At 70.6% G+C, this 20,084-nt stretch carries 20 protein-coding genes; 4 read left to right on the top strand and 16 right to left on the bottom strand.

What is annotated here, in order from left to right; genetic code table 11:
- Positions 1 to 62 precede the first annotated feature (62 nt).
- The gene (locus OG718_RS19965) at positions 63 to 455 is read right to left on the bottom strand and encodes an ester cyclase (protein ID WP_328844730.1); all 393 of its coding nucleotides are present in this window, start codon (positions 453 to 455) and stop codon (positions 63 to 65) included.
- Between the two features lie 63 nt (positions 456 to 518).
- Positions 519 to 1,259 carry an SDR family NAD(P)-dependent oxidoreductase gene (locus OG718_RS19960; protein WP_328844729.1) on the bottom strand — a complete coding sequence of 247 codons (741 nt, stop codon included), beginning with the start codon at positions 1,257 to 1,259 and terminating at the stop codon, positions 519 to 521.
- Positions 1,260 to 1,353: 94 nt separating this feature from the next.
- Between OG718_RS19960 and OG718_RS19955 the strand changes: the two genes are divergently transcribed.
- Positions 1,354 to 1,962, top strand: a complete 609-nt coding sequence (locus tag OG718_RS19955; protein ID WP_328844728.1) for a TetR/AcrR family transcriptional regulator — start codon at positions 1,354 to 1,356, stop codon at positions 1,960 to 1,962.
- Positions 1,963 to 1,979: 17 nt separating this feature from the next.
- Here the strand turns inward: OG718_RS19955 and OG718_RS19950 are convergent, their stop codons facing one another.
- The 4 genes from OG718_RS19950 to OG718_RS19935 all read right to left on the bottom strand — a co-directional run bounded on the left by OG718_RS19950 (position 1,980) and on the right by OG718_RS19935 (position 5,827).
- On the bottom strand, positions 1,980 to 3,209 hold the full coding sequence (locus OG718_RS19950; RefSeq protein ID WP_328844727.1) for a C40 family peptidase: 1,230 nt from the start codon (positions 3,207 to 3,209) through the stop codon (positions 1,980 to 1,982).
- Between the two features lie 108 nt (positions 3,210 to 3,317).
- Complete coding sequence (locus OG718_RS19945; RefSeq protein WP_143636289.1) at positions 3,318 to 3,632, bottom strand: hypothetical protein; 315 nt, start codon at positions 3,630 to 3,632, stop codon at positions 3,318 to 3,320.
- Positions 3,633 to 3,642: 10 nt separating this feature from the next.
- A complete protein-coding gene (locus OG718_RS19940; RefSeq protein ID WP_143636288.1) occupies positions 3,643 to 4,368 on the bottom strand; it encodes a TetR/AcrR family transcriptional regulator in 726 nt (241 codons plus the stop codon).
- A gap of 529 nt (positions 4,369 to 4,897) precedes the next feature.
- A complete protein-coding gene (locus OG718_RS19935; protein WP_257678090.1) occupies positions 4,898 to 5,827 on the bottom strand; it encodes an AurF N-oxygenase family protein in 930 nt (309 codons plus the stop codon).
- Positions 5,828 to 5,968: 141 nt separating this feature from the next.
- Between OG718_RS19935 and OG718_RS19930 the strand changes: the two genes are divergently transcribed.
- The gene (locus tag OG718_RS19930) at positions 5,969 to 7,075 is read left to right on the top strand and encodes a ferritin-like domain-containing protein (protein ID WP_328844726.1); all 1,107 of its coding nucleotides are present in this window, start codon (positions 5,969 to 5,971) and stop codon (positions 7,073 to 7,075) included.
- Positions 7,076 to 7,115: 40 nt separating this feature from the next.
- Here the strand turns inward: OG718_RS19930 and OG718_RS19925 are convergent, their stop codons facing one another.
- From OG718_RS19925 to OG718_RS19895, 7 genes are all read right to left on the bottom strand, one after another.
- A complete protein-coding gene (locus OG718_RS19925) occupies positions 7,116 to 7,640 on the bottom strand; it encodes a DUF3291 domain-containing protein (RefSeq protein ID WP_306937980.1) in 525 nt (174 codons plus the stop codon).
- Positions 7,641 to 7,824: 184 nt separating this feature from the next.
- Positions 7,825 to 9,282, bottom strand: coding sequence for a peptidoglycan D,D-transpeptidase FtsI family protein (locus tag OG718_RS19920; protein ID WP_143636854.1), 1,458 nt, complete (start codon positions 9,280 to 9,282; stop codon positions 7,825 to 7,827).
- 17 nt (positions 9,283 to 9,299) lie between these two features.
- Positions 9,300 to 10,700 carry an FtsW/RodA/SpoVE family cell cycle protein gene (locus tag OG718_RS19915; RefSeq protein WP_328844725.1) on the bottom strand — a complete coding sequence of 467 codons (1,401 nt, stop codon included), beginning with the start codon at positions 10,698 to 10,700 and terminating at the stop codon, positions 9,300 to 9,302.
- A gap of 99 nt (positions 10,701 to 10,799) precedes the next feature.
- Positions 10,800 to 11,162: an SH3 domain-containing protein gene (locus tag OG718_RS19910; protein ID WP_143636280.1), complete on the bottom strand. Its 363-nt coding sequence runs from the start codon at positions 11,160 to 11,162 to the stop codon at positions 10,800 to 10,802.
- Between the two features lie 212 nt (positions 11,163 to 11,374).
- Positions 11,375 to 12,607, bottom strand: coding sequence for a sensor histidine kinase (locus tag OG718_RS19905; protein ID WP_143636853.1), 1,233 nt, complete (start codon positions 12,605 to 12,607; stop codon positions 11,375 to 11,377).
- Between the two features lie 32 nt (positions 12,608 to 12,639).
- Positions 12,640 to 13,380, bottom strand: coding sequence for a hypothetical protein (locus tag OG718_RS19900; RefSeq protein ID WP_306937974.1), 741 nt, complete (start codon positions 13,378 to 13,380; stop codon positions 12,640 to 12,642).
- 142 nt (positions 13,381 to 13,522) lie between these two features.
- Complete coding sequence (locus OG718_RS19895; protein WP_186001134.1) at positions 13,523 to 14,029, bottom strand: protein-tyrosine phosphatase family protein; 507 nt, start codon at positions 14,027 to 14,029, stop codon at positions 13,523 to 13,525.
- A 90-nt stretch (positions 14,030 to 14,119) separates the two neighbouring features.
- Here OG718_RS19895 and OG718_RS19890 point away from each other — a divergent pair, with 90 nt between their 5' ends.
- A complete protein-coding gene (locus OG718_RS19890) occupies positions 14,120 to 14,923 on the top strand; it encodes a nuclease-related domain-containing protein (RefSeq protein WP_143636277.1) in 804 nt (267 codons plus the stop codon).
- A gap of 89 nt (positions 14,924 to 15,012) precedes the next feature.
- Here the strand turns inward: OG718_RS19890 and OG718_RS19885 are convergent, their stop codons facing one another.
- Both OG718_RS19885 and ligD read right to left on the bottom strand, forming a co-directional pair.
- Complete coding sequence (locus OG718_RS19885) at positions 15,013 to 16,314, bottom strand: vanadium-dependent haloperoxidase (protein WP_143636275.1); 1,302 nt, start codon at positions 16,312 to 16,314, stop codon at positions 15,013 to 15,015.
- A gap of 65 nt (positions 16,315 to 16,379) precedes the next feature.
- Positions 16,380 to 17,261, bottom strand: coding sequence for a non-homologous end-joining DNA ligase (gene ligD, locus OG718_RS19880; protein ID WP_328844724.1), 882 nt, complete (start codon positions 17,259 to 17,261; stop codon positions 16,380 to 16,382).
- Positions 17,262 to 17,332: 71 nt separating this feature from the next.
- Between ligD and ku the strand changes: the two genes are divergently transcribed.
- Positions 17,333 to 18,334, top strand: a complete 1,002-nt coding sequence (ku, locus tag OG718_RS19875; protein WP_443055128.1) for a non-homologous end joining protein Ku — start codon at positions 17,333 to 17,335, stop codon at positions 18,332 to 18,334.
- Positions 18,335 to 18,894: 560 nt separating this feature from the next.
- Here ku and OG718_RS19870 read toward each other — a convergent pair.
- Positions 18,895 to 19,851, bottom strand: a complete 957-nt coding sequence (locus OG718_RS19870) for a helix-turn-helix domain-containing protein (RefSeq protein WP_260695035.1) — start codon at positions 19,849 to 19,851, stop codon at positions 18,895 to 18,897.
- Positions 19,852 to 20,084: the final 233 nt, after the last annotated feature.

Raw genomic sequence — 20,084 nt, 5'->3', positions numbered from 1 at the left:
AGTGGGCGGTTGTCGGTGTCCGGACTGCTTCTTCTATGGATTGCTGTTGCCGATCCGGGAGGTCAGCGGGTCAGCTGCCGGCGCAGTTCGCCGGCGTCGTGCAGGGCCGTCATATGCACGAACCGTCCGTCGCGGACCTGATAGATGGCGTACTCGACGATCTCGAACGAGGCGCCGGTGGGAGCCACGCCGAGCCATTCCTTCACCGGGGTACCGGTGTTGACCAGGCGCGCGGCCAGACGGTCGCCGTCGAAGAGCAGTTCCCTGAGCTCCCAGTGGAGGTCCGGAACCGCGTCCACGGTCTTCCTCTGAACCGCGAGAAGGTCGTCCCGGGTGGCCGGCTCACCGTTCAACGTGGTCCGGTCGTTGATGAACTCGTCCATACCGTCTAACTTGTGGGCGTTGAGCTGCTCGATATAGCGGAGATAGAAAGCGCGCAGATCACTGTCGGACATCGGATGACCTTTCTGTGCGGCAGCCGTGAGCCGCCGTCCTCGCCGGATGTGCGGTCACGGAAATCAGATCTGGTTCAGGCCGCCGTCGACGTACAGGCTCGAACCGGTGATGAAGCTGCTCTGCTCGGAGGCGAGGAAGGCCACGGCGGCGGCGACCTCCTCCGGGCGCCCGAGCCGGCCCAGCGGCACACGTGCCGCCAGTTGCCGCTGGAACCGCTCCGGGTCGGGAGTGAGCGCCGACAGCACAGGGGTATCGGTCGGGCCGGGCGTGACGGTGTTGACCCGGATACCGCGTCCCTTGAGCTCGTTGGCCCAGGTCCGGGCGAACGACCGGGTGGCGGCCTTCGTCGCCGCGTACACACCGAGCGCCTCATCGCCGACGTCCACGTTGGTGGAGCCGTTCAGGATCACCGAGGCGCCGTCGTTGAGCAGTGGCAGCGCCTTCTTGACGGTGAACACCGTGCCCCGGACGTTGATGCCGAAGAGGGTGTCGAAGTGCTCCTCGGTGACCTCCTCGAGCGTCCCGAGTTCGGCGACGGAGGCATTCGCGAACAGTACGTCCAGGCCCTGTCCCCGGCTGCGGATCGTCTCGTAGAGCCGGTCCAGGTCGGCCGGGTTCGAGATGTCGCCGGTCACCGCGGCAGCCGCTGAGCCGATCGCTTCGACGGCCTCGTCGAGTTCGGTGCTGCGCCGGCCGGTGATGAACACGTGTGCGCCCTCGGCCGCCAGTCGCACGGCGCTGGCCAGGCCGATTCCGCTGCTGCCTCCGGTGACGAGAGCGGTCTTTCCCTCAAGTAATCCCACGTGAACAGCCTCCTTCGACTTCTGCAGCGATCGCCGCAGAAGTCGAACGATAGCACTTCCGCATCGATCGATACGGAAGAGGTAGACTGCGGGGGTGGAGACGAAACAGAGCGGCCCGATCGGCCGACCGCGAGGGTTCGACGCCGACGAGGCTCTCGAGCGCGCCATGGTGGCCTTCTGGGAGCACGGCTACGAGGGAGCGAGCCTGACCTGTCTGACGAAGGCGATGGGCATCTCCACCACCAGCATGTACGCGGCCTTCGGCAACAAGGAGGAGCTGTTCCGCAAGGTCCTGGAGCGCTACACCGAAGGCCCGAGCGCCTACCTGCCCCGGGCCCTGGAGGAGCCGACCGCCCACGGCGTCGCCACCGCGATCCTGGCCGGCACCGTTCGAACCACCACCCGCCCGGCCCATCCCAACGGCTGCCTGGGCGTCCAGGGCGCCCTGACCGTCAGCGACTCAGGCAGGGGAGTCCGCGACCTCCTCGTCGCCTGGCGTGACAACGGCTACTCCCTCGTCCGGGAGCGGTTCCAGCGAGCCGTCGACGACGGCGACCTGCCCCCGGAGACCGATCCGGGGCTACTGGCCCGCTACCTCACCGCCCTGGCGTACGGCATCGCCGTGCAGGCCGGGAGCGGTGTGGGCCGCGATGAACTCCAGGAGATGGCCGACGCGGCCCTGCGCAACTGGCCGCTCTCCTGAGAGCGGCGCCCGGTCTCTCACCTCGGCTGCGGGCCGGCTGTGGCTGATCGCGCAGTTCCCGGCACCTCCGGGTGGGAAGTGGCGCCGTAGCCCTCGTCCGAGCCGTCCGTCGCGCCCTCGGGGAGCTTCGGCGGGGTGTAGCTCGGCAGCGGCTCCTCGTCGGTGTCCGGGCGGACCGCGCCCAGGATCGGGTTGGCCGCGATGGGGGAGACCTTGACCGTCGCCCCCGGTCTCGGAGCCTGGACGACCATGCCGTCCCCCAGGTACATGGCGACATGGGTGGCCTCGGGGAAGTAGACGACCAGGTCACCGGGCCGCAGCTCGCTCAGCTCCACACGAGGCAGTCGGGCCCACTGCTCCTGGCTGGTACGGGGGATGGAGCGGCCCGCGCTGCCCCAGGCCTCCGACGTGAGACCGGAGCAGTCGTACGTGTCCGGTCCCTCGGCGCCCCACTCGTACGGCTTGCCGATCTGGTCCACGGCATGGCGCAGCGCCCGGTCCCCTTCACCGGAGGGCGGCCGCGCACTGCTCAGCGCACCCGAGGCCACGAGTTCGTCCTGCGCCTCGGCCACCCCCGACTTCTCCAACTCGGCCACCTGGGCAAGCTGTTCGGCGGTCAGTGAGACGAGCAGCTCCTCGACGTCCTTCAGCCGCTTCCCCACGAGGTCGCGGTCCTTCTTCTGCCGTTCGGCGAGGGTGAGTTGCTCGTCGAGTGCGCGCCGGGCCTCCCGCGCCAGCCCGTCTGCCCTCTTCTCGTCCACCGTCAGCCGGTCGACCGTTCCGGCGCGCTCCAGCGAGACCTGCCGGATCACCTGGCCCTGGTCGAGCGCGTGTTGGGGATCGCGGGCGAGCAGCAGCCGGACGTACGAGGAGATCTCACTCGTGCCCTGGTACTGCTGCCTGGCGAGCCGTCCCGCGGCGCCGCGACTGCCCTGGAGCGAGAGCCGGGCCGCGGAGAGGCGCCCGTTGAGCCTCGCGACCTCGGTCCGCTGCCGCTTCAGCTTCTCCTCGGTCGCGTTGTACGTCTCCGTCGCCTCCTCGGCCTCCCGGTACAGCCGCTGGAGGTCGGTCAGCAACTCGGCGACGGACGGCTCGCCCTCCGGTACGGAATCCGGTGCCGAGCTCTCGCCGGGCTCGGCCACGGGGCTCTCGCCGGGCTCGGGCACCGCCGCCGCCGGGCCGGGTGCGAGGACGGCACCGGCCGCGATCGCCGCCGTACAGACCAGCCGCAGAAGCCTTCCTGACACGTCATCACCTCCGGTGCGGGGCGCGGCCCTTCCGCTCCTCCGCACCGCGAGCATCAGACGCGCGCGCGAACCCCGCGCGGCGAGCGTGGGCGATCCGGCCCAACAACGTCACTCGTCGGTGTCGTCCGACTTGCCGTCCGGCGTGGCGTCTGGCTTGATGGTCGGCTTCGACCACGGCCACCGGAGCCTGCCGCCGCTCGTATCGTCCGGGTCGTACTGGTACTTCCACCCCTGATGCAGCGCGAGCCGCCTGCTGGTCCCAGCCTGCACCCGCCGGTAGACGAGCACGGTCGGCGGACCACCGGCGTTGTCCGGCACCGGAACCCGGTACACCTTCGGCGGGTGTCCGGTCGCACCGAGCAGGACCGGCAGCACCCGGCCGTCCAGGGGGCCGCCTTCGAAGGGGGTGTCTTCGCTCTTCACGGAGCCAGTGTCACAGCAGGTGGGCCGCGTCGCCCACCACGGGCAGCACCGCCCGTGCGAACGTGCCCATCGGGCCGTCCGCGTGCTCCGTCGCCAGCGCGGCCCGTACGGCACCGGCCGTCTGGGGGTCGCGTCCCGCGGTCGCCACGAGACACGCGACGAACTGCTCGACCAGCCAGTCCCGCAACTCGTCCAGCGGGGGTTCCTTCTCCTCGTCCAGCCAGATCAGGGAGGCTGCCTCGACCGCCGTGATCCACATCCGGACGGTCATCCGCAGCCGGGGCGCCGGCTCCTCGACCTCCAGATGAACCAGGATGTGCTCGGCGGCCGCCCGCCGCACCCCGTCCACGATGGCCGTGGTCCGTGACGTCTCGACGACGCTTCCGCCCTGCAACAGCGCGCTGAAGCCGGCGTCGTGCTCGTCCACGAAGGCGAGATAGCGGTCGAGAGCGTTGGAGAGCCGCTGGGTGAGCGGGCCTTCCGGGGGTTCCGCGAAGCAGTGCTCAAGCTCTTCCGCGGCGGACCTCAGTGCGGCTTCGTACAACTGCTGCTTGCCGCCGGGGAAGTACCGGTACACCAGGGGCCGCGAGACGCCCGCCGCTTCCGCGACATCGTCCAGGGAGACGTCCTCGGGGGCCCGCGCCGCGAACAACGACAGTGCCGCGTCGAGCAACTGGCTCCGCCGCTCCTCGACACCGAGCCGCCGATACGCGCGTGTAGGAACCTCCGAGCTCATGCCCCGCAGCGTAACCTTTCCCGCCCCCGCCGCCCCTACCCGTCCCATCCCCGAGGTCTGCCGCCCCCAGCCCCCCGCCATCGGCCCGAACGACCTCGTCCTCAATCGCCGGACGGGCTGGGTGAGTGGGACCGGCCTGAACGGCCTTGTCCTCAAACGCCGGACGGGCTGGGTGTGCCTGGGTCAGTTGTGAAGTCGTGAAGTCGTGAAGTCGCGAAGGGGAGGGGTCGTGACGGGGAGGCGGTGGCGCGAGGATGGTCGTGCTCGCGGTCGGCGTCGTGCCGGAGGGGACGGGGCGGGGGTGTCCGCCCGCAGCGGATGGCGTGTCGACTCGGGTGCCTTGGAAGGCGACCGATTTCGCGCCAGACCGAGGACGGACACCCCCGGCCCGTCCCCGCCCCCACGACAACGGACGCCAGACCACAACCCGCAGCAGACGACCGGACCACACCCCCACCCACCCAGGGGCGCGGGGAACTGCGCGATCAGCCACACACAACCCGCACCCGACCCCCGACAGCCCGACCCCTCAGGCCAGCAACCCAGACGACCGCCAGAGCCGCCGCCCGGCCCCCCGCAACACCCCGATGTCGTCAAGGAAGTCGGTCAACCGCTTCGCACCCGTCTGCATGACCTCCCGCCGATGCCCACTCGCCTTCACCTGAGCCATCGCCTCACGCCGGTCGAGCCCCACGTTCTCGTACACGTCCGGATTGACGAAGGCCACAGAGAACACCCGCGCGAACTCCCCGGACGTGACCCGCGTGAACTCCTGCGACCACCGGGGCGCGGTCACCATCTGCCGACGCAGTTCCTCCCGCGCGTACCGGACATGCCGCGCCTCCTCCACCACGTGGATCCGAGTCACCCCCCGGACCAACGTCTGCACCCGCTCGTCCGGAAACGTCAGCCGCTGCATCCAGTCGAGCACCTCCTCGCCCAGCAACGTCGCCGTGAACGACCCCGGCGTCGTCGACACCGTCTTGAAGAAGCGCCCGAGGTTCTGATGGGCCCGGCTCACCGGATACCAAGGCGTCCCGCCCGAAGCGATCAGCCGCGCGAACATCTTCGAGTGCCGGCACTCGTCCTCGATCTCGGTCAGCGCGTAGCGCACATGCGCACTCGTCGCCGCCTTGTCGTAGATGTGCCGCACCAGCAGCTGCATCAGGATGATCTCGAACCAGATCCCCAGCGAGGCCAGCGCAGCGGCCTCGTGCCGCGACAGCAGAATCCGCTGCTCCTCACTCATCCGCTTCCACAGCGGCGTGTCGTACAACGACACCAACTCCGGCGGCCAGAACCACTTCCCCTCCTCGAAGGGCGCGTCCCAGTCCAACTCCTTGTCCGGGTCGAAGGAGTGCTTCGCGGAGGAGTCGAGCAGCCGCTCGGCCACCTGCTCCCGGTCCTTGAGCAGACCGAGCGCATCGCGCAGCACCTCGGCCTCCGTCACGGTCGTCATGGCTGTGCCCACCTCGTCGTACGGGAAGAACCCTCTGGGTTACCGCCGGTCACTTCTTATGAGACTGCTTGTCAGCAAGCCCGTCAATCCCTCGCGCGCAACTTGTTGACCCGTCGTCTACTACGTAGGAGCCTGCGAGACATGCCCACCTACGACCTGTACGCCAAGGACCCCGGAGCCCCCCTCTGGCAGGTGCCCGCGACCGGCGCGGCGCGGTTCAGCTGGGAGTACGACGAAGGGCGCGCCCGTCTGCTCGCCCTCTACCAGAAGGGCAAGGACAAGCAGTGGGACGGCCAGAAACGGATCGACTGGGCCTTGGAGGTGGACCCGTACGATCCGCTCGGCACCCCCGACGAGGCCATCTCGATCTACGGCACGCCCTACTGGGCGAGGATGAACGACCGCGACAAGGGGGAACTCCGCAAGCACTTCGCCTCATGGCAGTTCAGCCAGTTCCTGCACGGCGAGCAGGGAGCCATGGTCTGCGCGGCCCGCATCGTCGAATCCGTCCCCGACCTGGACGCAAAGCTCTACTCCGCCACACAGACCATGGACGAGGCCCGCCACGCGGAGATCTACGCCCGCTTCCTCCACGAGAAGATCGGGATGCTCTACCCGGTCAATGACAACCTTCAGTCGCTGCTCGGCGACACCCTCCGCGACTCCCGCTGGGACATGCCCTACCTCGGCATGCAGGTCCTCATCGAGGGCCTGGCCCTCGCCGCGTTCGGCATGATCAGGGACACCACGGACAAGCCGCTGCCCAAGCAGATCCTCGCGTACGTCATGCAGGACGAGGCCCGCCACGTGGCCTTCGGCCGCATGGCCCTGCGTGACTACTACAAGCAGCTCACCGACGCCGAGCTCCGCGAACGCGAGGAGTTCGTCATCGAGGGCTGCTACCTGATGCGCGACCGGCTGCGCGGCGTCGAGGTCCTGGAGAACTTCGGCATCCCCAAGGCGGAGGCCGAGGAGTACAGCGAGCGCTCCGAATTCCTCGCCCTCTTCCGGCAGTTGCTGTTCTCCCGCATCGTCCCCTGCGTCAAGGACATCGGCCTGTGGGGCAAACGCCTCCAGCAGGCCTACGTCGACATGGGCGTCTTCGACATGGGCAACTCCAACCTCGACCTCCTCATGGCCCAGGACGAGGAACTGGCGGAACAGCTGGACGCGGAACGCTTCGCCGCGGAGGAGAAGGCACGGGTCGCGGAGGTGAAGCAGGCCATCGAGGCCGGCGCGAAGTCCTAGACCGGGCGAGCAGCACTCCTCCAGCCCCGGACCGGCAGTTCTAGACCGGGCACTCCACATCCGGCAGGACCCGGTCCGTCGTCCCCGCCCCGACGACAGGCGCCGCCTCCCCGGCCGGGAACGACGTCCGCAGCGTGAACGCGTACTCCGTGGCCCCGTGCGCCCGCAGATGCAGCAGCCGCTCCTCGGCCTCGGCCACCGTCGGCCGGTGCCCGGCAGGCACCCACCACAGAGCCGTCATCGCCTCCTGGATCCGCGCGAACCATTCATTGCGGCGGGTGAGCAGCTCACGGTGCTGCCCCTGGTACATGAACGCGGTCAGGGCGTTGGTGTCCCGCCACACCGTCAGGTTGATGATCAGCCAGTCGTCGCCGAAGACGGACGTGTCCGTCGCGTTGCCGGAGTCGCTCTGCAGACGCCAGACGAAACCGTCCGAGGCGTCGGCGACCGCGTTCACCGGGTCGAGGGCGTCGACGAAGTCCTTCAACTGAGGGGAATCCAGCGGGGCTTTGAGCCGGGAGATGTTCACCTGGGCGAGTTCGTACGCGGCTGCGGACTGAGTCATGAACCGAACGTTAGGTCGGTGGACGCACGGGCAACACCCCCGTCTCACAAAGCGAGCCGACAACGCAGGCCGGACAGCGCACGCCCGGCAGCGCCCGCCCGGCAACGCCCGCCGGACAACGCACGCCAGACAACGCCTGCCCGGCAGCGCACGCCCCACAACGCACGCCCCACAAAGCCGGGCATCAATCCGCGAGCGCCGCCTCCATCACGGCCCGTGCGATCGGCGCCGCGTCCCCGCCCCCGCTGATGTCGCCCCTGTCGGCCTCCGCGTCCTCGACGACGACCGCGACGGCCACGGCCGGCTCCATCGCGTCGTCCGCCTTGGCCCAGGAGATGAACCAGGCATACGGCGTACCGGAGTTGTGGATGCCGTGCTGGGCGGTGCCGGACTTGCCGCCGACCGTGGCGCCGGGGATGGCGGCGTTCTTGCCGGTGCCCCGCTCCACCACGTCCGTCATCAGCTCGCGCAGCTGTACGGCGGTGGCGGGGTTCATGGCCTGGCGGAGGGTGCGCTGCCCGGTGGCCGACACCGTGTCGCCGTCGTCCGTGGTCGTCCGTTCCACCAGGTGGGGCGCACGCACCGAGCCGTTGTTCGCGACGGCCCCGGCGACCATCGCCATCTGCAGCGGCGTCGCCCGGGTGTTGTACTGGCCGATGGAGGAGAGCGCGAGCTGCGCCTGGTCCACCCGGGTGTCGAAGGTGCTGGGGGAGACTCGGAAGGGGATCCTCAACTGCCGGTCGTTGAAGCCGAATCCGGCCGCCCCGGCCCGCATGCCGGCCACCCCCACGTCCACGCCCAGCCGGGCGAAGACGGTGTTGCACGACCAGGTGAAGGCGTACCGCAGGGACGCGTCCCGGCAGCCCTCGACCTCGTTCGTCAGCCGGACCGAGCTGCCCGGCAGCCGGTAGGGGTCGGGGGACTTCGTGGGCTCGTCGACGTCCTCCACCACGCCCGCGTCGAGGGCCGCCGCCGCGGTGACCACCTTGAAGGTGGAGCCGGGCGGATACGTCTGCCGCACGGCCCGGTTGAGCATCGGCTTGTTGGCCGCCTGGTTCAGCCGCGTCCACGCCCGGGCCACCGCCGAGTCCGTCCCGGAGAGTTCCTCGGGGTTGTAGGACGGGGTGGAGACCAGCGCCAGGATCCGTCCCGTGGACGGTTCCAGAGCCGCCACCGCGCCCCGCCGGTCGCCGAGTCCCGCGTACGCCGCCTGCTGCGCGGCCGGGTCGAGGGTGGTGACGACGTGACCGCCGGGGTTGCGGGCCCGGGTGAGGTCGTTCCACAGGGGGAGCGGCGACAGCAGCGGATCGGTGCCCGCAAGGACGTCGTCCTCGGCGCCTTCCAGCAGATTCGTCCCGTACACCTGAGAGGCGAAGCCGGTGACGGGCGCGTACAACGGGCCGTTCCTGTACGTCCGTTCGTAGCGGAACTGCTCCCCGGAGTCCTTGGAGCCGGTGACCGGCCTGCCGCCGACGAGGATGTCGCCGCGCGGCTGGCCGTAACGGGCGATGGTGTGACGGCGGTTGGCCGGGTTCTCGTCGTACGAGCGGGCCTGGACGAGCTGGATGCGGGTGGCGTTGACGAGGAGGGCGATCAGGAGCAGGGCGCAGAAGGCGGCGGCGTGCCGGATGTACCGGGTCATGGGGCGGCCGTTCCCGGTCATGGCGTGGCTCCTCCTTTGATTCCCTCGATTCCCTCGATTCCCTCGGCCTGTGCCGTCCCGGGCCGGCCGCGTGCCGAGTCGCTGAGGCGCATCAGGAGGGCCACGATGATCCAGTTGGTGACGACCGACGAACCGCCCTGCGCCAGGAAGGGCATCGCCATACCGGTCAGGGGGATCAGCCCGGTCACGCCACCCGCGATCACGAAGACCTGGAGGGCCACGATCGAGGCGAGCCCGACCGCGAGCAGCCGGCCGAAGGGGTCGCGCAGGGCGAGGCCCGCCCGGTAGCCGCGCTCGACCAGCAGCCCGTACAGCAGGAAGATCGCGGAGAGGCCGGCCAGGCCCAGCTCCTCGCCCGCAGTGGCCAGGACGAAGTCCGACTTGGCGGCGAAGCCGATGAGGACGGAGTGGCCGAGGCCGAGTCCCGTGCCCAGCATCCCGCCGGCGGCGAACGAGAAGAGCGACTGGGCGAGTTGGTTGGGACCCCGGCCCGCCTCGATCGACGCGAACGGGTGCAGCCAGTCCTCGACCCTGCTGTGCACATGCGGTTCGAGCCAGCCGACGGCGACGGCCCCGCACGCCGCGAGCAGCAGGCCCACCGCGATCCAGCCGGTGCGGCCCGTGGCGACGTACAGCAGGATCACGAACAGGCCGAAGAAGAGCAGCGAGGTGCCGAGGTCACGTTCGAGGACCAGTACCCCGACGCTCAGCAGCCAGATCGCGAGGATCGGGCCGAGGACACGTCCGGTGGGCAGTTGGAGCCGCCAGACGCGACGGCCGGTGTACGCGAGGGCGTTGCGGTTCGCCGCGAGGTAGCCGGCGAAGAACACCGCGAGCAGGACCTTCGCGAACTCGCCCGGCTGGATGGAGAATCCGGCGACCCTGACCCAGATACGGGCGCCGTTCACGGAGGGGAAGAAGATCGGCAGGACGAGCAGGACGAGCGCGCTGACGACGGACACGTACGTGTAGCGCTGGAGCACGCGGTGGTCGCGCAGCAGCACCACGACCGCGATGAACAGGCCCATGCCCAGCGTCGACCAGACGAGCTGTGTCGGGGCCGCCGGGTCGTCCGGGGTCTCCAGGTCGAGCCGGTAGATGAGCACCAGGCCCAGTCCGTTGAGCAGGACGCCGATCGGCAGCAGCAGCGGATCGGCGTACGGGGCCCGCAGACGCACCGCGAGATGCGCGAGGAGCGCGAGTACACCGAGCCCGGCGCCGTAGCCGACGGCGCCGGGCGGGACCGATCCGGTCCGGGCGATGCCCACGTCGCAGTAGCCGTACACGGAGAGCAGGACGGCCACGACGATGAGGGTGAACTCGATGCCACGGCGCCGGGGGAGGGGGACGACGGGAGCCGGCGGGTCCGCCTGCGCTGTCGTTCCGGGCGAGAGCATGTCCGGAACGTAGCAAGCGAAACAGTCCATGTCCCGCTATAGAGGGTCAAACGGGCTTCTTGGGTGGACCTCTGCCGCCCCCTCAGGGGCGCGGGGTGTTCAGCACCAGCGGGGCGCCGGACCGATGTTGTCGATGAAGCGGGCCGTCGCCCAGGCCCAGGTGCCGTCCGCGAGGAGGTACCAGAGGTGGTTGCCCTTGACGTTCTCGCCGCTCGTCTTGCAGAAGATGGAGACCTTCTGGCCGTGGCCCACGAAGCCGACGATGGCGCTGCCGCGGGTCGGCCTGTCGCGGAGGTTCAGTCCGCCGGGCGCGGTGACGACGCCCTTGTAGAGCTTGTGGTGACTGCCGTTGTTGTGGTGGCCCCAGTCGTCGTTCGCGAGAGCGGGGCTCGCGGCTCCGACGACGAGGGCGCCGCCGGCGGCGGCTATGCCGATGCGGGTGAGAGCGGTACGCAGTGACATTGCTGGCTCCTCCAGAAGGGGGCAGAGCTGACTAATCGCCACATTATGAGCGCCCCGTGCGACGCGCCCGTCACACTGAGCCATCAGAGACAAGCAACCGCTCAGCAAGGCGCCCCAAAGAGGCACGGGGAACGGCGTGACCAGCCACGATGCACCCGCAGCGGCCAACACCATCCGCATCCCCGAGCTCTGTCGCCCCCGTCCCCCGGGGCTCAGCGGAGCGTCAGCGACGCGACAGCCCCACCGTCCACGGAGTTCGCGAACCCGAGCCGCGCCCCCAACACCCCCGCCTGCCCCAGCGCGATGGTCAGACCCAGCCCGTGCCCCTTGGAGCCCCCCTCCGTCCGGAACCGCTGCGGCCCGTGCTCGACGAGATACGCCGGAAAGCCGTCACCGTGGTCCCGCACGGTGACGACGGGCCCGTCCACCGTCAGCGACACGGGCGCCCGCCCGTGCTTGTGCGCGTTGGCCACGAGATTGCCCAACACCCGCTCCAGACGCCGCCGGTCGGTCTCCACGACCACGTCCCGTACGACCAGGACCTCCGTCTCCGTGCCGGACGCCCGGACCACCCGCTCGGCCACTTCCGCGAGCCGCACCGCGTCCACGTCCAGCCGCTCGCTGCGCGCGTCGAGCCGGGAGATCTCCAACAGGTCCTCGGTGAGCGTGCGCAGCGCGGCGACCCGGTCGCGGACCAGTTCGGTCGGGCGGCCGGGCGGCAGCAGCTCGGCCGCCGCGTGCAGCCCCGTCAGCGGGGTCCGCAGCTCGTGGGCGACGTCCGCGGTGAAGCGCTGCTCGCTCAGCAGCTTGCCCTGCAGCGAGGACGCCATCGTGTCCAGCGCGCCCGCGACCGCGGCCACCTCGTCCTGGGGGCGCGTCGGGTCCTCGGCCCGCGGATCGTTCACCCGCGCGTCCAGATCACCCGCGCTGATCCGCCGCGCCACCTGGGCCGTCCCGTGCAGCCGCCGCGTCACGCGCGTCACCGCGAACGCGCCCCCGAGCAGCGTCACGCCGATCGCCAGCGCCGAGGAGCCGAGGATCGCCCGGTCGAGGCCGTCGATCGTACGGACGCCCTGCGAGTAGTCGACCCGCACGGCCAGCGCGCGCCCGCCGCTCGCAGGGCCGGCCGCCCACATCGTGGGGTGCGGGTCGTCGCCGCCGACCATCGTGCCGCGGTCCCCGGCCTCGGCGAGCGTACGCAGTTCGACGGGCAGGCCCGCCAGGTCGACGCCCGCGCCGGGCGGCAGCCGGTCGCCCGCCTCGAACGCCTCCGTCGCCTCGGTGAGCCGGTCGAGCGCGCGGTCGCGGGCCTCGCCGACGGTCTGGTTGGTCACCGAGACGTGCACGAGGGTGCCGAGGAGCGCGGCCAGGCCGCAGCACATCACGGTGATGAAGGCGGCGGCCTTCCAGGTGAGGGTGGCGGTCCAGTGGCGCAGGCGCCGCATCCAGGTGGGCGGCCCGGCCGGCCGCGGGCTCCTCACCGGGAGTCCGCGGCCGGGGAACGCGTCGGGGTGGGGCCGCCGGGCGTGGCGGTCGCCCCCACCCGCAGGATCTCGTCCTTCGCCGCGAGCATCGCCTTCTGGCGGCGGTCCCAGGACCACACCGTGCGGTACTCGTAGCCCGCCAGCGTGGACGGCGAACGGATGATCACGTCATGGTCCGCGACCTGGACGCTGAGCGTGCTGTCCGTCGTGGCCATGACCTCGACCAGCCGGTGGCCGATGAAGGTGTACGCGCGTACGCCCAGCTGGTTCTCGGGCATCCGCACGCCGAGCACCATGTCGTCCCGGCCGTCGCCGGTGATGTCGCGGTAGTACGGGCGCAGGACCGGGCACTTCCGGCCACGTTCGCCCTTCTTGCCGCACTCCTTCGTCCGCTTGGCGGTCTCCGCGTAGGAGGCTCCGTCGTCGGTGTAGAGGTCCGGATGGCGGGCGATCTCCGCGCGGAAGACGGTGACCGGGTCGACCTCGCGGATGTCGTCGCCCGGCGCGGTGACGCCCTGGACCGTCTCGGTGTCCGCCTCGCCGTAGTCGAGGGCGGGCGAGGCGGCGGGCGGGACCTCCGGCCACAGCAGGGTCGGGCCCACGGCGGTGGACGTCGGGCCCGACCCGCGCAGATCGCCCGGATCGCCGCACCCTGCGAGGAGCAGGGCGGCGACGGGCAGCGCGAGCGCCGCGCGCGCGAGGCGGCGGGAGCCCGCGGGGCGGTTGTGGATCACTGCGCTCCTGCGTCAGGGCCGCTCGCCCGGTGCGAGATCGGCGTGGACCGGGATGGTGCCGCGGTCACCGGCCGTGGCCGACTGCCGCCGCCCGTACACCCTATTCGTACGGAAGTCCTTTTTGTTCGCCGGACGGAACAAGCTACTCGGCGAGCTCTTCGAGGAACCGGACCGTGTCGAGCCCGGTGTGCAGGTACTCCACGAACAACTCGTTGTGCAGCGCCCACGGGGAGCGGCGCGAGCGGATCAGACGGATGGTGTCCTCGGCGGTGCCGCCCGCGCGGATCAGGGCGTGGGCGACGACCAGCCCCGAGCGGTTGTAGCCGTGGTAGCAGCGCACCAGGACGCGTCGGCCGGCGTCCCGCGCCTCGTCCGCGGTCCGTGCGAGCCGCATCACACCGGCCAGTTGGGTGCCGTCCAGTGGTCCGTCGGGAATCGGCCACACATGGTGTTCCACGCCCGGGTCGGGGCCGTGGCCGGGTAGTCGCAGCAGGGTCAGTACCAGGTCGAACTCGTCTCGTACGACGGCGAACTCCGGTTGTCCCGACCGGCCCGTGTACTCGTGCCCGCCCATCCAGAGGCCTGGCACGATCTCGCTCCACGGGCTGTCCGGGGCCGGCGCATTGGATTGCTTCCCGCGATCCGGCAACGGCGCCTCCCCCTCCACTGGTCCCAAAGGTAACCGGGTTCTTGCCCCTGGAGCACCCCGCCTGTTCCCATGGTCGTGGGGTGATGGTGCATGAGCGGACTGCGCGTCATACCGACCTGGCGCCACGGCCAGGAGCGGCTTTACGTCTGTCTCACGGACGGCAGGAACGTCGCCTGGTACGACAGGGAGGCGGCCAGGGTCAACCTGCTCAGCGAGGAGCGGCGCGAGGACGTGCTCGACGTGCTCGGGCCGTTCCTGACCGGCGCGGTGACGGTGGGTCCGCCACCGGTGCCCACGCCCGTGGAGCTGGCGCGGCTGTCCCTCCACCCCGACGACGACCTCGCGCCGAACCGGCCCGGAGAGGCGCTCCAGATCGCCCTCGACCGCGAACCGGCCGCCCCGCGCCGCATGCGCCCCGATCCACGAAGGCGCGCGCTCGCGGCGGAGCAGGCGGTGGGGGAGGCCCTGGACCGCCTGGACGGGGCGGGCTGGCACACCCTGCACTCGGTCCCGCTCCCGGGCGGCGACCGCATCCACCATCTCGTCGTCGGCCCCGGCGGCCTCTTCGCCGTCCGCGCCCTCTACGCCCGCAAACAGCGGGTCCTGGTGGCCGATCCGATGGTCACGGTGGGCCGCCGCGAGCCGCGCCCACTGCTCCGCGCCGTACGAGCCGACGCCGATCGCGCCTCGTACGCCCTGACCGCGGAGGTCCGCCCGGTCCTGGCCGTCTTCGCCCCGTCCTCCCTCGACATCACCGCCCCCCTGCGGGAGGCCCGTGTGCTCACCGACACGGACCTCCCGACGCTGACCCGCCTCGGCGGAACCCTCAAGCCGGCGGACGTCGAGGCACTGCACGCGATGGCCCGCGACCGGCACACGTGGACGCGGGTGTGAGGGCCCCGCGACCGGTGCGGCGCATCGACGTGCGCGACGGACGAGGCGAATCGAGGCACGCGTTCGGCGCGGCGGCTCGCATCACGTGATCAGGGCAGCGGCGCGAAGTAGTGGTCGAGTGCCCAGTTGCCGATGTGCCGGCCGATCCGGTTGCCGACGACGTCGGCGGTGCGGAAGTGGATCCCGCTCCAGATCCGGGCGTTGATCACATCACGGTTGTAGTCGGCGGACCTCGTGTACGTACGGGTGGTGCCCGTCACCGCCGACGAGACGCGGAGGTCGATGTCACCGCCGGTCAGCCGGTCCAGTACGGCCATGACGGCCCCGTCGTTGGCGCAGTGGCCGCCGATGTACTCCGGATACGGGGGTGTGGTGAGCAGCGGCTCCCAGGACGGGTCGGCCTCGGTGGCGGGGTTGCCGTCGGTGTCGGCCAGCCGGATCGCGCTGATCGGACGCCACAGGGCGTGGGTGAACTTGGAGTTCCATGTGGTGATCGTCGCGTCGGCACTGGCCGTGTTGGCGGCGGCGAACAACCGGGCCGCCTCGACGATGTCCAGGCCGTGCCGTGCCGTGTGGTCGCGGTAGGCGGCCTGGAGCTGCTGCGGCAGTGGGTCGGAGAAGAAGCGCGCGGTCTCCGTCTGCCGGGCCGTCCGTCCGGGGCTGTTCTTCGCGCCCATCGACTTCACCTCGGCGAAGTCCCGGGCGTACCTCTTCGACGTCAGCGCGGGCGGCGGGCCGGGCATGAACCGGTCCGGCGAGTCGAAGAGCATCGGCCGCAGCTTCCCGAGCCACGGGTTGGCGAAGGGCCTGAAGCCGGGCGGGGTCGGGCGCCAGACGCCGGGGGCGGGCTCCTTGTCGTACGTCACCGGGGTGTCGCGCCCGTCGTTCTCACGCAGCTCGACGATCCGTGCGGCGGCGCGCTCCCCGAAGCGGACGCCCCGGTCCTCGGCCTTTCCGTCGGGGACCCTTGCGAGCGATGCGGTGTAGGCGGTGTCGATCCGGGCCTTCGAGGCGGGGAAGTACGTCAGCAGGACCCGGCGGGCGGCAGCCGCCGCGGCCGCCTCGGAGGAGGCGCCGCGAGGACCGCGCACATGCCACTTGTACGGGGTGTAGCGGCCTTCGATGCCCACGACCGCGTTGTAGACGGCGGCTGAGACGAACCCGTACCAGAGGAACGGTTCGGCCGTCGGGCGCCCGGCGTCCACGCTGACCACGGCAGCGGCGGTCTCGCTCCAGTCGGTGATCACCTCGGCGCCCGGGGCCCGCGTCGGGGCCCGGTCCGTGGAGGCCGTGGAGGCCGTGGGTGCCCAGGGCAGGGCGCCGAGGGCGAGAGCCGTCAGCCCGACGACGAGTGAGCGGCGGACGGTACGAGAGGGCGGTGGTGCTTGCATGGTGCTCCTTTGTTGTGAGGTCCCCCCTCGTCTTCGGTGTGAGCCCCGCCCCCGGCCCGCCGTGCTCAGGGCAGTGGGCCGGCGGACTCCGGATCGAGCAGCGGGGCCAGCAGGTCGCCGTGGTCCCGCAGCCGCGGAGCGATGTCCGGGGCCACGAAGGTGAGCCCGCGGGCGGACCGGCACTCCTCGACCTCGGCCCACGTCACCGGCGCCGACACCGTCGGCTCCGCACGGGCCCGCAGGGTGTAGGGGGTCGCCGTCGTCTTCCGCGCCGCGTTCTGGCTCCAGTCGACGAAGACCTTGCCGGGCCGCAGGCTGCGCGTCATCCGGTGCACGACGAGCCGCGGCAGCGCCTTCTCCGCCTCCATCGCGAGCTCCTTTGCGTACTCCGTCGTCCGGCCGGAGGGTGTCGGCCGCAGCGCCGCCAGCAGGTGCAGCCCCTTCGACCCCGACGTCTTGGCGTAGGCCTCGATCCCGTCCGCCGCGAGCCGCTCCCGCAGCCACAGCGCGACCTCGCAGCACTCGACGACGGTCGCGGGCGCCCCCGGGTCGAGGTCGAAGACGAGCCGGTCGGCCTCGCCCGGCGCGGCGATCAGCCACTGGGGGGTGTGGAACTCGGTCACGAGGTTCGCCGCCCACACGAGGCTCGCGAGGTCCTGGACCAGGACCATACGGGCCGGTCCCTCCGACCGCGGCACCTCGGCGGTGGTGACCCACTCGGGCGTACCGGGCGGCACGTTCTTGGCGAAGAAGACCTGGCCGTCGGGCCCGTCGGGATAGCGCAGGAAGGACAGCGGCCGGTCGCGCAGGTGGGGCAGCAGAACCTCGGCGGTCGTCGCGTAGTAGTGCAGCAGCTCGCCCTTGGTGAAGCCGGTCGCCGGATGGAGGACCTTCTCCAGATTGCTCAGCGCAAGCCGTCGCCCCTCCACCTCCGTGATCGGCGTCATAGGATGACAATCGCATGATTTCGCCCTGAAACGTCAAATCTCATCCTCAACCGATCGGAAAGGTGCTGAACGTGCGATCCATATGGAACGGCGCCATCTCCTTCGGCCTGGTCAGCATCCCGATCAAGCTCGTGAACGCCACCGAGAGCCACTCGATCTCCTTCCGTCAGATCCATCTGGAGGACGGCGGCCGCATTCGCTACCGCAAGGTGTGCGAGCTGGAGGAGCGCGAGGTGTCGGCGCCGGAGATCGGCAAGGGGTACGAGGACGCGGACGGGTCGATCATCCCGATCACGGACGAGGACCTGGCGTCCCTGCCCATCCCGACCGCCAGGACGATCGAGATCGTGGCCTTCGTGCCGGCCGACCGGATCGATCCGCTCCAGATGGACACGGCGTACTACCTGGCGGCGAACGGGGTGCCGGCGGCGAAGCCGTACACGTTGCTGCGGGAAGCGCTGAAGCGCAGCCAGAAGGTCGCCATCGCGAAGTTCGCCCTGCGGGGGCGTGAGCGGCTCGGGATGCTGCGGGTCGTCGACGACGTCATCGCGATGCACGGGCTTCTCTGGCCGGACGAGATCCGTACGCCCGAGAGTGTCGCCCCCGACTCCAGTGTCACCGTCCGGGACAAGGAACTCGATCTCGCGGACGCGCTGATGGACACCCTCGGGGAGGTCGACCTCAACGATCTCCACGACGACTATCGCGAGGCCGTCGAGGAACTCATCGCGGCCAAGGCCTCCGGCGAGAAGGTGCCCGCCGCTCCCTCCGCGGAGAAGGGCGGCGGGAAGGTCATCGACCTCATGGCCGCGCTGGAGAACAGCGTCCGCGAGGCCAAGGCCGCCCGAGGCGAGGAGGCCGCCGACTCCGACGCCGACGTGAAGCCCCTCCGCAAGGGTCCCGCCCGCAAGTCCTCCCCCAAGCCGGCCTCGGGCAAGAAGCCGACAGCGAAGAAGGCGGCCGCCAAGAAGACAGCGGCAACAAAGAAGACGACAGCCGACTCCACGAAGAAGACAGCCGCGAAGAAGACCCCGGCCAAGAAGTCGCCCCCCAGGAAGCGAGCCTCGGCCTGACACTCACGGGGGCCCTCCGGGGGTTGACGGTGACATCGGTGCGGGCCCTCTGAGGCTGGTGTGCGCAGTTCCCCGCGCCCCTGGGGGCGGGTGGGGGTCGAGGTGCTTCGTCGACCGCGGACCGTCGTGGTTGCTCGCGCAGTTCCCCGCGCCCCTAAAAGCCGCTGGTCGAGGCCGGTTCACCACGTGCCGGCCGTCCTGGGTTGCTCGCGCCGTTCCCCGCGCCCCTCAAAAGGGGCGGTACCCGCCGCCGTCACGTGCAGGTATGCGTCGGTTGCTCGCGCCGTTCCTCGCGCCCCTGAAGGGGCGCCCCCCTCTGGCGGGGGCCGGATGGTCCACCGGTCGGAGGGGACGTGGCGGGATGTGTGGCCGCAGCTTACGAGGACGCCAGTTGTCGGTCACCGGGCGGCAACCGCGCTTTACGTCACCGGCTGCGGACGCACATCCCGCCACGGCCCCGCACCAGACGGACGAGCCGAACCCCCCACCCACCCAAGGGGCGCGGGGAACTGCGCGACCAGCCACAAACACACCCGCAGCCGAACACGAACACAAACCCCTCAGCGCACCCCGTACCGCATCTCCCGCGGACTGACCCCGAACCGCTGCCTGAACGCCGTACTCAACGCACTCGCCGACGAGAACCCCGACGCATACGCCAGGTCGGTGATCGTCATGTGCTCACACTCCCCGCACTGCAGCCGATCCCGCACAAGCCGCAACCGCTCCTCACGGATCAGCTCCCTCGGCGTGGTCCCCACCCGCTGCAACGCCAGCTGAATCTGCCGCAACGACCACCCGAGCGCCCGCGCCATCGACGTCCCGGTGAGCCCGGGATCCGCCGCATGCTCCCGCACATGACGGCGTACCACCGCCTCGACCTCCGTCAGATGCCCGGACGAGTCGGGCCGGTCGTCCCCGACAGTGATCATGCACAGCAGCTCGACGATCCGGTCGGACACGGCGTTGAACTCGGTCGTCGTCAGACTGTCCCGTTCTCCGGACAGACCCTCGAACATGGAGCCGACGACCCGCCCCAGCCCGGTCGTCAGATCGATACGGGTCGCCAACGGCGACTTCCGGTTCAGCGGCCCGTCGATCTCACGGGCCGGTATCGAGAAGATGATCCCCCGCAACGACGCGTCGTGCAGCAACTGGAACGGCGCCCCCAGCGTCATCAGACTCCCCGCACCCGGAGTGAGCCGCGCCTCCTGGTCGTCCTGCCGCAGCACCAGCTCCCCGGAGAGCGGAAGCAGGAACCGGTAGTCGGGATCAGGCTCCTGCCGCACAAGCCGCGGCGTACGGACGTACTCGATCTTGTCGCAGCTCCAGTCGACGATCTGGTACGTGTCGGTGCCCTGCCGGATCATCTCGCCGCGGAACGTCTCGGGGCTCGCGTATCTGAAGTCCATCCGGGTCTGGTACGACCCGACATGCTCGCTCCAGAAGTCGGTCCGCTCACGCGGATCCACCTCACCGGTCGTCTGCGACTCCACGATGTAGGTTCCCGCGGGCAATGCGCTTCCTCCGCCCAGAGTGTGCCCGGCCGCGGCCGACATGCCTGATCAACTGGAGTTCTGGCCACGGCAGTTACGGCTCGTAAGCGTAGTGCACACATTCCGTTTACGTAGTCGGAGCGCGACAAACGAGTGGCCGACGGCACCCGCACGACAGACGCGCGCACGCACGACGCACGCACGCCAACCGGCGCTCTGAGCCCACCGCGCGCCCCGCGCCCGAAGACGCGCCC

It is taken from the genome of Streptomyces sp. NBC_00258, from assembly GCF_036182465.1.
GTDB lineage: Bacteria > Actinomycetota > Actinomycetes > Streptomycetales > Streptomycetaceae > Streptomyces.
This window is presented reverse-complemented; position numbering and strand designations above follow the sequence as displayed.

Bases quoted from the DNA above. Each gene is read 5' to 3' on its own strand.
- OG718_RS19935 (WP_257678090.1), bottom strand. From the start codon at position 5,827: ATGACGACCGTGACGGAGGCCGAGGTGCTGCGCGATGCGCTCGGTCTG.
- OG718_RS19915 (WP_328844725.1), bottom strand. From the start codon at position 10,700: ATGCTCTCGCCCGGAACGACAGCGCAGGCGGACCCGCCGGCTCCCGTC.
- OG718_RS19890 (WP_143636277.1), top strand. From the start codon at position 14,120: ATGAGCGGACTGCGCGTCATACCGACCTGGCGCCACGGCCAGGAGCGG.
- OG718_RS19920 (WP_143636854.1), bottom strand. From the start codon at position 9,282: ATGACCCGGTACATCCGGCACGCCGCCGCCTTCTGCGCCCTGCTCCTG.
- OG718_RS19930 (WP_328844726.1), top strand. From the start codon at position 5,969: ATGCCCACCTACGACCTGTACGCCAAGGACCCCGGAGCCCCCCTCTGG.
- OG718_RS19905 (WP_143636853.1), bottom strand. From the start codon at position 12,607: ATGCGGCGCCTGCGCCACTGGACCGCCACCCTCACCTGGAAGGCCGCC.
- OG718_RS19910 (WP_143636280.1), bottom strand. From the start codon at position 11,162: ATGTCACTGCGTACCGCTCTCACCCGCATCGGCATAGCCGCCGCCGGC.
- OG718_RS19885 (WP_143636275.1), bottom strand. From the start codon at position 16,314: ATGCAAGCACCACCGCCCTCTCGTACCGTCCGCCGCTCACTCGTCGTC.
- ligD (WP_328844724.1), bottom strand. From the start codon at position 17,261: ATGACGCCGATCACGGAGGTGGAGGGGCGACGGCTTGCGCTGAGCAAT.
- OG718_RS19925 (WP_306937980.1), bottom strand. From the start codon at position 7,640: ATGACTCAGTCCGCAGCCGCGTACGAACTCGCCCAGGTGAACATCTCC.
- OG718_RS19940 (WP_143636288.1), bottom strand. From the start codon at position 4,368: ATGAGCTCGGAGGTTCCTACACGCGCGTATCGGCGGCTCGGTGTCGAG.
- OG718_RS19965 (WP_328844730.1), bottom strand. From the start codon at position 455: ATGTCCGACAGTGATCTGCGCGCTTTCTATCTCCGCTATATCGAGCAG.